Source organism: Nitrospirillum iridis, assembly GCF_014205765.1.
Lineage (GTDB): Bacteria > Pseudomonadota > Alphaproteobacteria > Azospirillales > Azospirillaceae > Nitrospirillum > Nitrospirillum iridis.
The window spans coordinates 186,783-199,281 of sequence record NZ_JACIIZ010000012.1 but is presented as its reverse complement, the minus strand read 5'-3'; the positions used below and the strand labels follow the sequence as shown (position 1 = coordinate 199,281).

General features: G+C 68.3%; 11 protein-coding genes. 5 read left to right on the top strand and 6 right to left on the bottom strand.

Going from position 1 to position 12,499, the window contains the following annotated elements:
• The first annotated feature begins 77 nt into the window (after window positions 1-77).
• The 4 genes from rph to FHS74_RS20575 all read left to right on the top strand — a co-directional run bounded on the left by rph (window position 78) and on the right by FHS74_RS20575 (window position 3,600).
• Window positions 78-797 (top strand): ribonuclease PH, encoded by a 720-nt coding sequence (gene rph, locus FHS74_RS20590; protein ID WP_184804327.1) that lies wholly within the window; start codon window positions 78-80, stop codon window positions 795-797.
• A 174-nt stretch (window positions 798-971) separates the two neighbouring features.
• Window positions 972-1,571 (top strand): RdgB/HAM1 family non-canonical purine NTP pyrophosphatase, encoded by a 600-nt coding sequence (gene rdgB, locus FHS74_RS20585; protein ID WP_184804324.1) that lies wholly within the window; start codon window positions 972-974, stop codon window positions 1,569-1,571.
• Window positions 1,559-2,758 (top strand): radical SAM family heme chaperone HemW, encoded by a 1,200-nt coding sequence (gene hemW / locus FHS74_RS20580; protein WP_184804321.1) that lies wholly within the window; start codon window positions 1,559-1,561, stop codon window positions 2,756-2,758. The genes rdgB and hemW overlap by 13 nt, the downstream gene beginning before the upstream one ends.
• Before the next feature lie 77 nt (window positions 2,759-2,835).
• Window positions 2,836-3,600 carry a hypothetical protein gene (locus FHS74_RS20575; protein ID WP_184804318.1) on the top strand — a complete coding sequence of 255 codons (765 nt, stop codon included), beginning with the start codon at window positions 2,836-2,838 and terminating at the stop codon, window positions 3,598-3,600.
• Here FHS74_RS20575 and FHS74_RS20570 read toward each other — a convergent pair.
• The 3 genes from FHS74_RS20570 to FHS74_RS20560 are packed head-to-tail and all read right to left on the bottom strand — an operon-like array spanning window position 3,572 to window position 6,068.
• Window positions 3,572-4,144 (bottom strand): cysteine hydrolase family protein, encoded by a 573-nt coding sequence (locus FHS74_RS20570; RefSeq protein ID WP_184804315.1) that lies wholly within the window; start codon window positions 4,142-4,144, stop codon window positions 3,572-3,574. The two genes, FHS74_RS20575 and FHS74_RS20570, sit on opposite strands and share 29 nt — an antisense overlap.
• On the bottom strand, window positions 4,141-4,545 hold the full coding sequence (locus FHS74_RS20565) for a hypothetical protein (RefSeq protein WP_184804312.1): 405 nt from the start codon (window positions 4,543-4,545) through the stop codon (window positions 4,141-4,143). Before FHS74_RS20565 ends, FHS74_RS20570 begins: the two co-directional genes overlap by 4 nt.
• Window positions 4,542-6,068, bottom strand: coding sequence for a YifB family Mg chelatase-like AAA ATPase (locus tag FHS74_RS20560; RefSeq protein ID WP_184804309.1), 1,527 nt, complete (start codon window positions 6,066-6,068; stop codon window positions 4,542-4,544). The genes FHS74_RS20565 and FHS74_RS20560 overlap by 4 nt, the downstream gene beginning before the upstream one ends.
• A gap of 184 nt (window positions 6,069-6,252) precedes the next feature.
• Here FHS74_RS20560 and FHS74_RS20555 point away from each other — a divergent pair, with 184 nt between their 5' ends.
• Entirely contained in the window at window positions 6,253-6,912 is a 660-nt protein-coding gene (locus FHS74_RS20555; RefSeq protein WP_184804306.1) for an outer membrane protein, read from the top strand.
• 18 nt (window positions 6,913-6,930) lie between these two features.
• On the opposite strand, the gene FHS74_RS20550 is transcribed toward FHS74_RS20555, so the two are convergent.
• From FHS74_RS20550 to FHS74_RS20540, 3 genes are all read right to left on the bottom strand, one after another.
• Entirely contained in the window at window positions 6,931-7,863 is a 933-nt protein-coding gene (locus tag FHS74_RS20550; RefSeq protein ID WP_184804303.1) for a replication protein RepA, read from the bottom strand.
• A 761-nt stretch (window positions 7,864-8,624) separates the two neighbouring features.
• On the bottom strand, window positions 8,625-9,926 hold the full coding sequence (locus FHS74_RS20545) for a histidine-type phosphatase (RefSeq protein ID WP_184804301.1): 1,302 nt from the start codon (window positions 9,924-9,926) through the stop codon (window positions 8,625-8,627).
• 161 nt (window positions 9,927-10,087) lie between these two features.
• On the bottom strand, window positions 10,088-12,334 hold the full coding sequence (locus FHS74_RS20540; RefSeq protein ID WP_246463256.1) for a TonB-dependent receptor: 2,247 nt from the start codon (window positions 12,332-12,334) through the stop codon (window positions 10,088-10,090).
• Window positions 12,335-12,499: the final 165 nt, after the last annotated feature.

The following is a 12,499-nucleotide window of genomic DNA, read 5'->3' as shown; positions in this document are numbered from 1 at the left end:
CCAGGGTGGACAGGGCGGCCCATCCGTCGCTACGTAGGGTCTTCTCTTTTCATAGACAGCCACGGGACCGCCCCGCCATGACCCGCCCTTCCGGCCGCGCCGCCGACCAGCTTCGTGCCGTTTCGCTTGAGACCGGCTTCGCCAAGTACGCCGAAGGCTCCTGCCTCGTGCGCTTTGGCGACACCCACGTGCTGTGCACGGCCAGCGTCGAGGAAAAGGTGCCGCCCTTCCTGCGCGGCCAGGGCCTGGGCTGGGTGACGGCGGAATACGGCATGCTGCCCCGCGCCACCCACAGCCGCACCGACCGTGAGGCCGCCAAGGGCAAGCAGTCCGGCCGCACCCAGGAAATCCAGCGCCTGATCGGCCGCGCGCTCCGCGCCGTCACCGACCGCAAGGCCATGGGCGAGGTCCAGGTGAAGATCGACTGCGATGTGCTGCAGGCCGACGGCGGCACCCGCACCGCCGCCATCACCGGCAGCTATGTCGCCCTGCACCAGGCCTTCAGCCACCTGTTGCGCATCGGCGTGGTGAAGCAGATCCCCCTGATCGACAGCGTGGCCGCCATCTCCTGCGGCATCTACAACGGCCAGGCCGTGCTGGACCTGGATTATGCCGAGGACAGCAACGCCCAGGCCGACGCCAACTTCGTGCTGACGGGATCCGGCGGCATCGTGGAAATCCAGGGCACGGCCGAGGAACGCCCCTTCGACGAATCCCAGTTCAACGAGCTGCTGCGCCATGCCCGCCACGGCATCGGCCAGTTGACCGCCCTGCAGAAGACCGCCCTGGGCCTGTGATCACGGCGGCCCCATATTGACCGCGATGGGGCTTGGCATCAAAAGCCAAGCCCCTAGCCCGCGCCTCCTATTTACGAAAACGGGCGGGCGCCGGAGATTTCCGGGGAACGCAGTGGACTGGAAATCGAGGACAAGCCAAGGGGCGGATGCCCCGCCGGCGCTTGAGGAAAACAAATGACTCCACGGAAATTCACCGGTGACACCCTGATCATCGCCACCCACAACAAGGGCAAGGTGAAGGAGATCGCCGCGCTGCTGGGCGACCACGTCGCCAACTTTCCCACGGCGGGGGATCTGGGCCTGCCGGAGCCGGAGGAAACCGGCCTGACCTTCCGCGCCAACGCGGAGCTGAAGGCCCTTGCGGCGGCCCAGGCGTCGGGTAAGCCGGCGCTGGCTGACGACAGCGGCATGGCGGTGAAGGCGCTGGACGGCGACCCCGGCATCTATTCCGCCCGCTGGGCCGGGCCGGAGAAGGACTTCCGTGCCGCCATGGCGCGGGTGGAGCGTGAACTGCCGCCCGGCGCCCCGCGCGACGCCAGCTTCATCTGTGCCCTGACCATCGCCTGGCCGGACGGCCATGTGGAGACGGTGCAGGGCGAGGTGCACGGCCAGCTGGTCAACCCGCCCCGGGGCGACCGCGGCTTCGGCTACGACCCCATGTTCGTCCAGGACGGTTACACCGTGACCTATGGCGAGATGGAACCGCACGAGAAGCACGCCATCAGCCACCGGGCCGACGCCTTCCGCCAGCTGGTGGAGCGATGCTTCCGCTGACCGCCCCCACCCCGGACGCCGCCGCCATCCCGGGCGGCTTCGGCCTCTATGTGCACTGGCCGTTCTGCGCCAGCAAATGCCCCTATTGCGACTTCAACAGCCATGTCCGCGAGGGCGTGGACCAGGCCCGCTGGCGTGCCGCGATGCTGCGGGAACTGGACACCATGGCCGATCGCCTGGCGCGCGACGGCGGCCCCCGCCGGCGCCTGGACAGCGTCTTCTTCGGCGGCGGCACACCCTCCCTCATGCCGCCGGAAACCGTGGCCGCCCTGCTGGCGCGCGCCGACCAGCATTGGGGCATATCCTCCGGCGTGGAAGTGACGTTGGAGGCCAACCCGACCTCGTCGGAGGCGGCGCGCTTCGCCGGATTCCGCGCCGCCGGCGTCAACCGCCTGTCCATGGGCATCCAGGCGCTGAACGACACCGATCTGAAGGTGCTGGGCCGCAAGCACTCGGCGGCCGAGGCGCAGGAGGCCATCGCCCTCGCCAAGCGCAGCTTCGATCGTTTCAGTTTCGATCTGATCTATGCCCGCCCCGGCCAGACCGTGGCCGTCTGGCAGGATGAACTGTCCCGCGCCCTGGACCTGGCCGTCGGCCATTTGTCGCTCTATCAGCTGACCATCGAGGAAGGCACCCAGTTCCATACCCTGCATCAACGTGGCGCCCTGGTGGTGCCGGATGAGGAGGTGGCGGGCGACCTGTATGAGGCGACGCAAGCGCTGCTGAACCAGGCGGGCATGCCGGCCTATGAGGTGTCCAACCACGCCCGTCCTGGCCAGGAAAGCCGGCATAATCTGGTCTACTGGCGCTATGGCGACTATGTCGGCGTCGGCCCCGGCGCCCATGGCCGCCTGACACTTGATGGCCAGAAGATCGCCACCCGCACCCACCGCGCGCCAGAGGTCTGGCTGCAACGGGTGGAGGAGGGCGGCACCGGCGCTCACGCGGATGAGGGGGTGACACCGGAGTTGCGCGCCCGTGAGGCCCTGATGATGGGCCTGCGCCTGGCCGAGGGCGTCAGCCTGTCGCGCCTGGCGGCCGAGGGCGCCGGCCTGTCGCCCGTCAACCCGGCGGCGGTGGAGCGCCTGACCCGCCACGGCTTCCTGACGCGGGACAACGATCGTTTGGTCGCCACGCCGGAGGGGCGCCAACGGCTGAACGGCGTGCTGGCGGCGTTGCTGGGGTAGAGGCGGCAAGGGCTTGAGGACCAGGCATGGCAATGCCATCCTGATCCGGCCCTCCCCGTGCTTTCCAGGTCCCTTCCATGACCGTAACGCTCCGCTTGTTCGCCGGCGCCATGCGTCGGACCGTGTGCGGTATCCTGGTGATCGGTTTTGCCCTGCTGACGCACCAGGGGGCCGCCGGTGGCATTCCGTTTGTCGGTTGTCCGCTGGATGGGCAAACAGGACCGATACCGGCGCCGAAGAAGGATTCCGTTCCTCCGTTACCGGCGAGTGTTTCCGCGAAGATGGTAGCGCGGTTGGCATATTATCGCGCCGATTTCGGAGAGTTGGGGGTATTTGCCCCCAAAGGTTGGCACTGCTTCGGCCTGTATGGATCCAGCGGGTCGCAACTGGTGGTGATGGCCAAGCCGCCGGCCAGCCGGAACCTGTTCAAGGCCATCGAACACATCGACGGCCCGGCCATCCATCTGTCATTGATCGAGGGTGGCACATCCGGCCGGTTCGAAGTCGCTCGTATCGTTGCCCGCGTTTTTCCCATCGCCCAAGACTTCGTTGAGCAAGTGGTTGCCGAGGGGATAGAGGAGAAATCGGCCTTTCCGCAGGGACCTTATCCCACCGACATCATCGTCCGCCATGGCCCTACCTCGGTGGATTTCGTAACCCCCGCGGGGCAAGAGGGGATGGGCACCCACCATAGCTGGCTGCCCAAAGGCGATCAGCCCATCACCGGCAGCATCCTGCTCTTCCCTGATGATGACATGGACGCCCGCGTTCTGGCCTTTCGCCTGCCCCCGGAGTCGCGGGATTTGGGGACTGTCATCCAGGCGACGTTCCGGCCGGATTAAGCACTGCCTCCGTCGTCATCACCCGGGCATACTCACCCGCCATATTGGCCAGTGACAGGGCGTGCACGTCCTCCGCACTCCACACCCGGCCCCGCAGGTCGCGCTTGGCGAAGGTGTAGGTCGCGTCGCTGACCACGGTGGTGGCGTAGCCCAGATTGCCGGCCATGCGCGCCGTGGCCTCCACCGAATTGTTGGTGATGACGCCCGCGATCACCAGGGCGGTGACGCCCCGCCCGCGCAACAGATCGTCCAACCCCGTGCCGATGAAGGCGCTGTTGGTGCGCTTGGCCACGATGGTCTCCCCGGGCAGGGGCATCGCCTCATCCTTGAAGGCGTTGCCCGGTTGGCCGGGACGGTAGCTGGAGTTGGGTTCCACCGAATCGTGGCGCACATGGATGAGGGGCCAGCCCCGCGCCCGCCACGCCGCCAGCAGCCGGGCCACATTGGCCTCGGCCTCCGGATTATTGCGCGGCCCCTCCGCCGCCCAGCGCGGGTCGTCGATGGCGCGTTGTAGGTCGATGAGCAGCAATGCGGGCGGGATCATGGAATACGGGTCCGGCGATAGGCCGCGTATTCGCGGGTCAGCTTCATGAGGCTCACCGCGATGATACCGGCAAAGCAAAAATAGGTCGTGGTGTTGTAGAGCTGGATGGGGTGATAGCTATCGGGAAGGCCGCGCTGGACGCAGACAAGAAAGGCCAGCCCCTGGCTGACGGCCAGCAGGATCAGCCCGAAGATGGGCAGGGCGAGGACGCAGAGCGCGGATAGCGCGATCCCCACGAAGACCAGTTCCAGCACCAATTCCTTGTCGGGCACCTGCGGCTCCCGTCCACCCAGAAAAAAGGCGATGCCCGCTTCCGTAACCAGGCCATAAGCGGCCACGACGATCATGCCCACGATGGCCAGGACGGAGAAGGCGCGCCAGGCGAGGGCCGTCGCCCTCACCGCACCACCACCCGGCGGTAGCTCAACGCCTCGGCTATGTGCAGGCGGCGCACCGTCTCGGCGCCTTCCATGTCGGCCAGGGTGCGGGCGACGCGCAGGACGCGGTGATAGCCCCGGGCGGACAGGCGCAGGCGGTCGGCGGCCTCGGTCAGCAGGGCGCGGCCGGCGGCCTCCGGCGCCGCCACCTTTTCCAGCAGTTCGCCGTCGGCCTCGGCGTTGGTGCGGATGGTCGGGTGGCCCGGCTTCGTCAGGGCGGCGTAGCGCTCGGCCTGGATGCCCCGGGCGCGGGCCACGCGGGCGGCGACGATGGCGCTGGTCTCGCGCGGCGGTGGCAGGGACAGGTCGGACGCCTTCACCGCCGGCACGTCGACATGCAGGTCGATGCGGTCGAACAGCGGGCCGGAAATCTTGGACTGGTAATCGGCGGCGCATTTGGGTGCCCGGCCGCAGGCCTGGGCCGGGTCGTCCAGATGGCCGCAGCGGCAGGGGTTCATCGCGGCCACCAGTTGCACCCGCGCCGGATAGGTGACATGGCCGTTGGCCCGCGCCACCGTCGCCCGGCCCGTCTCCAGCGGCTGGCGCAGGGCCTCCAGCGTCGGCCGGGCGAACTCCGGCAACTCATCCAGGAACAAGACACCCTGGTGCGCCAGGCTGATCTCCCCCGGCTTGGCGCGCACCCCGCCGCCCACCAGGGCCGGCAGGCTGGCGCTGTGGTGCGGGTCGCGGAAGGGGCGGCGGCGCATCAGCCGGCCGCCGTCCAGCTTGCCGGCCACGGAATGGATCATGGACAGGTCCAGCGCCTCCGCCGGCGCCAGCGGCGGCAGCAATCCCGGCAGTCGGGCGGCCAGCATGGACTTGCCGGACCCTGGCGGACCGACCATCAGCAGGTTGTGGGCGCCGCTGGCCGCGACCTCCAGCGCGCGCTTGGCCGTCTCCTGCCCCTTGATGTCGGCCAGGTCCGGCAGGGTGGTGCCGTCCTCCTCCTCCATCTTGGGCTGGGGGCGGGACAGCACCTGGGTGCCCTTGAAGTGGTTGATCAGCTCCAGCAGGGTGCGGGGGGCCAGCACCTCCAACTCCCCGGCCCAGGCGGCCTCGCCGCCGCAGGCCGCCGGGCAGATCAGGCCCCGGTCGGTGGCCACAGCGTGGATGGCGGCGGGCAGGGTGCCGGCCACGGCGGTCAGCGCCCCGTCCAGCGCCAGTTCGCCCAGGGCGCAGAAGCCCCGGATGTCCTCATCGGGCAGGATGCCCATGACGGTCAGCAGGGCGATGGCGATGGGCAGATCGTAGTGCGACCCCTCCTTCTGCACGTCGGCCGGGGCCAGGTTGACGGTGATGCGCTTGGGCGGCAGGGCCAGGCCCAGCGCGTGCAATGCCGCCCGCACCCGCTCCCGGCTTTCCGCCACCGCCTTGTCCGGCAGGCCGACGACGGTGAAGGCCACCTGCCCGCCCGACATCTGCACCTGGACATCGATGTCCAGGACATCCACCCCCTGGAAGGCCACCGTCGAAACCCGCGCTACCACCGGCCCCACCCCGTCCCGCCTCTACACGCCCGGGTAGTGTAGGCGGGCGCGGTCCCGCGCGCCAGCGATGGTGGGAACCGGGGTGCGACATTCGGGCGCCCGGGGTGCGACACCACGGTGACTGCAACTCTGTGACGGGAAACCATAACGCTTGCGTCTCTGTTGGTTAAACAAGGAAACTTTTATGCGCAAGCTGGGTGTGATGGGGTGGGCCGCCGCGGTGGCGATGGTGGTCGCGTCGGGGGCCGCGTCGGCGCAGGAGGGGGCGTCATGGGGCGGCCTGTACGTACAGGGCTTCATCGGCGACGCCGCTGGCCAGGCGCGACAGGACCTGACCAATGGCCGCACGACCGGCGACCATTCGGGAAACCAGGTTTCCGGCGGTGCCGGTCTGGGCTATGGCCTGCAGGTCGGCCGCCTGCTGGTGGGGGTGGAGGGCGACATCGCCAGCGGCAGCGGCGACATCACGGCGCACAACCCCTCGCCCGATTACAATTACACCACCCACAACGGCTGGCTGGCCACGGGTGTGGTCCGCGCTGGTTATGACCTGGGATTGGGTTTCCTGCCCTACGCCCTGGGCGGGGTGGCGGCGGGTGACGTGCGGTTGCACACCTACCGCACCGATGGGCCGGGATCGTCGATCGACTTCAGCCACACCCAGGCGGGTTGGACCTTGGGCGCTGGGGCGGAGGTGCCGCTGCCCCTGGATGCGTTCCGCCTGAAGGTGGAATACCGCTATGTCGACCTGGGGAAGACCGACGGGACCGGCAGCCTGGGCAACGCCGTCAGCGGCACCATGCGGCAGAACCAGGTGCGGCTGGCCCTGGCCTTCCGCATCTGATGGGCGACGGCGCTGGTCTTACGCGATCAGCGCCGCCTCGCGCCGGGCGATGGGCGGGCGCGAGGGGTGCAGGACGATGCCATCGTCGGCGATCTCCACCTTCGCTTCGGGATAGACGGCGGTGGCCAGCGCCAGGGCGTCCAGGAACACCGGTTTGAAGTGGCTGAGCTTGGCGTAATGCTCGCCGAACTGGCGGCGGAGCGCCGCCCAGCGCACCGGCGTCGCCTGGTTCAGCACGTGCAGGCGATAGGCCAGCCAGATGTAGACGTCGATGGCGGTGCTGCTGGCGCTGATGTGGCGCAGGGCCGCTTCAGACACCGGCACGGCGTGCTGCTTCAGGCTGTCGTAGAAGCTTTCGTTCAGCTCGATCACATCCTGGAACAGGGCCACCTGGCGCTGGTCGGGGTTGGACTTGAACAGGATGGAGTTGTTGACGAAGCCGGCGTTCTGCCGGGTGACGGAGGCGTCCGTCTCCCACAGGAATTGCAGGCTGCAGGCGGTGATGCGCTGCGCCTGTTCCATCACCAGGCGATAGGTCTTGCCGCCGGGGCTCTCCCCCATGGCCTTCAGCCAGGAGTGCCAGCTCTTGCCCAGTTCCACCTGGCGGGAATTGGTCTTCAGCGCCTCCGTCTGCAGATACAGCAGGATCATGCGCGCCTTGGCGCCATAGGGCACGCCCACCAGGCTGCCGTCGCCATGCCGGCCGCTCTGTACGATCAGGGTGCAGCGCCCCGTTTCCTTGCGGTGGTACTCGGGCTCCGGTCCCTTGTCGATGGAGCGGTGGGGCAGGCTGGTCAAAGCGAAGCCGGCATGGGTGATGCCCATGCTGTCCTCTTCCTGGGCCAGCATGGCGGCGGCCACGTCCACCAGGGTCCGGCCGGTCTTGCTGGTCGCCATTTCCCGCGCCCGGTCCACCCCATGTTCCAGGATGAGACGGTGTATGTCGGCCATGGCTGCAGCCCCCTGCCAGTCGGATGGTTACGGTCGGTTCGTGTCGGTTGATGGCTGGAGTGTTCCAAAGCGAAATCACTAAATCTAGGTCGGACTTTACCGGCCCCCGCTATTTGTGGGGTATTTGGAGTCTGTTATTTGATGTGCCGGTTAAGTCCGGGAAATAATCCCGAGTCGGGCCGGTAGAGTCCGGAGACCGGCCGGCAAAGTCCGGGGGAAAAGACTTCTTTCCATGCGCGCCACCGCCGCCGACACATCTTGTGGCCGGTAAAGTCCGGGGGGAGGCACGTCGATTCTGTGGATAACTTCCACTGGGCCGGTAAAGTCCGAGCCGAATCGTGACGAATCACCCGGAATGGGATCCTGCGGACGACTCCAGGGGACTCGAAGGCGGGGGCGACTCCGGCCCCGGCACGGACTTTACCGGCCCTGTCGACGGAAAACCGGGCGTTTTCGGCCGGGGGTGGTCGCGCCGAAGGGGCGGCGGGCGGCGGGCGCGCCGGCGCAAATCCGCGCCCGCCGGATCCACACGGACTTTACCGGCCCTGCCGGGAGGGCGGGGCTGTCCCGCCCCGGCATTTTTTCCTGGACTCGGACTTTACCGGCCTTGGGTTGGGTGGGGGATGGGGATTCGGACTTTACCGGCCCCTGCCGAGGGCGGCTCAGAAAGACGAAAGGCGGGGCGGCTCCGCAGTACCGCCCCGCCCATCCCTCACGGGCGGCGGATGATGGGGTCGCCGCCCGTCAGTTCTGTCCTGCCCCTACCGCCAGCAGGCCGGCGGTACCGCCTTGCGCACCAGCGCGGCGAAATCCTCCACCGTGCAGCGGTCACCGCCGCAGGCGGGCAGGGGCAGATCGACCTTACCCGCCGGATGCGCCGCCGTCAGGGCGGCGGCTTGCCGCAGGTCCTCCAGCGTTTGGTAGTACAGCGCGACATGGACATAGCGCTTGCCCGTCGCCGGATCGCGGCTGACCTCGAACGCCAGGGTGGTGTCCGGCGCCGTCTTGTCCGGCTGGCCGGGCAGGGTCCAGTCCAGCCCCAGCAGGCCCGCCACGTTGGACAGGTTGGTGTCGTGCCCCAGGATGGAGATCAGCCGGGCCCCCGCCGGCACGGGCGCGAGCGGGCCGCCGGCGGCCGGAACCTCACCCGTCACCGCCGCCACGATCTGACGGGCCAGCAGCGCGCCGTTGTGGCTGGCGATATAGGGCGTGCGGCGGGTCAGGTCGGCCTGGTAATCATGCACCGGCAGGATGGCGGCCAGGGCCTCCGGCGTGCCGGCCCGGCCCCAGCCCACCTGGGCGGTGGGCATGCCCTGCACGTATTCCAGGAAGATGCTTTCCGCCAGCATGGCACCCCGGGCCAGAGGGCCGTCCAGCTTCACCTCACCGCCCTTGTCCACCAGCTTGACCGGGCCGGTGGCGAAGCAGGCCTGCCCGCCGGTCGGGGAACCGGCCGCGCAGGCCTTGGGCGCCACCACCCGCACCAACGCCGCCAGCGCCGGGGCGATGGCGGCCGGCACGGCGGCGATGTCACCGCCGTTGGCCGCCGCCAGCGCCTTCTCCGCCTCCGCCGGGTCCAGGGGGCAGATGCCGCCCGACGCCGCGTCGAACAGCACGTCCTGGCTGTCCGGCGCCCGCCCGTGGTTTTTCAACCCGCAGCCGGGGGCGATGCCGTCGGCCAGGGCCTGGGCGCTGGCGCGGGTGCGCTGGTCACCGCTGTCGCCCCAGACGAAGACGGTGTCGCCGGCGGGACACCGGTCCGCGCCCAGCAGGCCCCGCTGGCGGTACAGATCGCCCAGATAGACGCCCAGCTGGCGGATGGCGTCGGCGCCGTGGGGGGTCAGGATGCCCTGGCCCACGGGCCATGCCGGCCAGTCCTGGTCGGAATGGCGGCGCAATTCCGCCGGCCCCTTGGTGGGGCTGCGCACGCCGTGGCGGGACAGCATCACCACCCGCTCCAGCACCAGGCCGGGGGCAGCCGGGGGCGTCGCGGGGGTGTCGGCCGAGGCGGGGCCAGCCAGGACGAGGCCAGCCGCCAGGGCCAGGGATGACACCAGCGGCATGAGCTTCCGCCTCATGCCGCCGCAGGACGCGACGGCGTCCGCCGGAGCGAGCACCGCAGGGCGCAGCGAGGATAGCCAAGGCCACGGATGTGGCCGCCGGCGTTTGAGGGGCGTTTGAGAGGTCACGATCAAATGCCGCTGGTATAAGGCCGTGCCGCGCATCACCACCCCGTGACCGACAGGTTGAAGAACACGCTGCGGCCCGGCGTCGTCCAGTACAGCGCCTGGCCGGTGGCGGACTGCGTGCCGGCGAAGCCGTTGATGCGGTGGGTGTCGAACAGGTTGCCGATCTTCAGGCTGGGGGTGACGTCCAGCAGGTGATAGCCCAGGTCCTTGAGGCGCCAGCCCACCGACACGTCGGCGACGAAGCCGGCGTGGATGCGGTAGGCGTTGGCGAAATCGGGCTGGCCGGTGGCGGCGTCGGTGGTGTTGTCCTGGCCATAGAACGGCCCCACCACCTTGCCGATGGCGGAGAAGTACAGGCCGTCGCGGCTGTCGTACATGACGCCGGTGGTGGCCATCCATTGCGGCGTGTCCGCCACCCAGACGTTGGTGTTCTTGTACTGCGCGCGGTTCAGGCTGGCGTTGGCGTAGAGCGACAGGGCGTCGGTCAGGGCGTACTGCGCCTCCCCCTCCAGGCCCTTGTAGATGACACCGGCGCCGTTGACGAAGGTGGTCTCCGTCGTGCCCGGCACCTGGCTGGTGGAGATGTAGTTGGAGAAATCGATGTAGTAGGCGTCGACGCCGACCATCCAGCGGCCGCGCTGCACGGCGGTGCCGATCTGGTAGTTCCAGGTCTCCTCCGGCTTGATCGAGGCGATCTTGGTCACCTGGAAGACGTCAATGGGCGGCGCCAGGAAGCCCTTGGCCACCTGGGCGTAGGCGGTCCAGCCCTCCTGGAGGGTGTAGTGGGCGGCGATGGAGGGCTGGGCCTCGGTGTAGGTCTCGCTGTAGTTCAGCGGCGCCGGCGGCTTGGTCTTGTTGTACAGCGCCTCGACGTCGCGGGTGAAGCTGGTCACCTTCACCCCCGGCACCAGGGTCAGGTCCGGCGTGACCTTCCAGTCGAGTTCGGCATAGGGCTGCCAGGTGGTGTTCACGTCGCGGTATTTATAGCTGTAGGCCGTGCCGTATTTCGTCGGGGCCCAAATGGCGCCCTGGGTCCAGTCGATGGTTTCGGAATGGCGGTGGTCCAGCTGGCGGTCGTACCAGACGCCCGCCTTGATGTCGCCGAAGGACAGGCTGTCGGTCAGGCGGAAGGTGTCGCCGAAGGTGCGGTAGTTGGCGTTGGCTTCCTTGCCCGGGATGTCGTTGGCATATGTGGCCACCTTCTTGCCAGCGGCGTTGTAGAAGGTGACGCCGTTGTCGGCGGCGTTGTTGTCACTGGCGTCCTTGGATTCCTGATAGTGGTGGCCGAAGCCGTTGGTGTAGGTCGTGTTGTCCAGCTTGAAGCTGTCCGTCAGTTCCGACTGGACCCGGATGTATTCGAAGTCGGAGCTGTAGCGGCTGGGCTGGTATTTGTAATAGGACTGCAGCTTCGGATTGTCGCCCAGGCCGTAATTGTCGCCGTATTTGGCGATGTCGGCCAGGGTGGCGCCTTGCGTCGTGTATTCGAAGGAGTGGTTCTTGCTGGCCGCCAGCGTCACCACCGTCTTCTCGCCGATGTCCAGCTGGTCCTTGAAGAAGTAGTTGGTGCGCTCTTCCGCCGCGTGGGTCAGATAGCCGTCGGAGGTGGTGTGCTGCACGTCGAAGAACATGCGGCCGACCACGGTGCGGCCGGTGTCGATCTCACCGCCGATGCCCTTGGTGTTCCAGCTGCCGTAGGTGGCATAGGCGGTGACGGACGGGTCTTCCGACGGGGTCTTGGAACGGAAGCCCAGGGTGCCGCCGAAGGTGGCCTTGCCGATGGTGGACGCTGTGCCGGGGCCACGATCCACCTCCGCCTCGCCCATGTCGTGGGCGACGAACAGGGCGGAGCTGGTGTGGTGCAGGTCGGTGGCGTCGCCGAAGGGGATGCCGTCGAAGGTGATGTTGAACTGGCTGTCCTGGAAGCCGCGCAGGCTCAACGTTTCCGCCTTGCCCAGGCCGGGGCCGTTGGGGCTCTGCGCATAGACGCTGGGCTGGAACTTCACCATGTCGTCGAAGCTGGACAGCGGCACGATGTTGTCGCGCAGGAAGCCTTCCGGAACGATGGAGGTGGGCTCCAGGGAGTCCAGCGGCACGTTGGACGGCGACACGTGCATGACCGTGGCGACGACGTTGATTTCCTCGATGGGGCCATCGGCCTCCGGCGTCTCGGCGGCGCGGGCCGCGCCGGCACCCAGGGTCACGGAGCTCAGGGCCACGGCGGCGGCGGCCCCCATCATCAGCTGCGCCCGCATCGGGCGCCTCGCCAGCTTCGTCCTCATCATCGTCCCCCTTCGTTGATCGCGGCGCCTTGGACGGCGCTTTGCCAAATCGCGTGCCGGGCTGGTACAGTCGGGGTGGAAGGCGGGTCTTGACGGCAGCCTGACGGAAATTTCAGGTATCCTTGATCATGGCGGGATCATAAGGGCTTAGGGGTCACCGCTTTTCTT

Excerpts from the sequence above, each read along its gene's own strand:
- FHS74_RS20550 (WP_184804303.1), bottom strand. The coding sequence starts at position 7,863 with ATGGCCGACATACACCGTCTCATCCTGGAACATGGGGTGGACCGGGCG.
- FHS74_RS20540 (WP_246463256.1), bottom strand. The coding sequence starts at position 12,334 with ATGATGAGGACGAAGCTGGCGAGGCGCCCGATGCGGGCGCAGCTGATG.
- rph (WP_184804327.1), top strand. The coding sequence starts at position 78 with ATGACCCGCCCTTCCGGCCGCGCCGCCGACCAGCTTCGTGCCGTTTCG.
- rdgB (WP_184804324.1), top strand. The coding sequence starts at position 972 with ATGACTCCACGGAAATTCACCGGTGACACCCTGATCATCGCCACCCAC.
- FHS74_RS20555 (WP_184804306.1), top strand. The coding sequence starts at position 6,253 with ATGCGCAAGCTGGGTGTGATGGGGTGGGCCGCCGCGGTGGCGATGGTG.
- FHS74_RS20545 (WP_184804301.1), bottom strand. The coding sequence starts at position 9,926 with ATGCCGCTGGTGTCATCCCTGGCCCTGGCGGCTGGCCTCGTCCTGGCT.
- FHS74_RS20575 (WP_184804318.1), top strand. The coding sequence starts at position 2,836 with ATGACCGTAACGCTCCGCTTGTTCGCCGGCGCCATGCGTCGGACCGTG.
- hemW (WP_184804321.1), top strand. The coding sequence starts at position 1,559 with ATGCTTCCGCTGACCGCCCCCACCCCGGACGCCGCCGCCATCCCGGGC.
- FHS74_RS20570 (WP_184804315.1), bottom strand. The coding sequence starts at position 4,144 with ATGATCCCGCCCGCATTGCTGCTCATCGACCTACAACGCGCCATCGAC.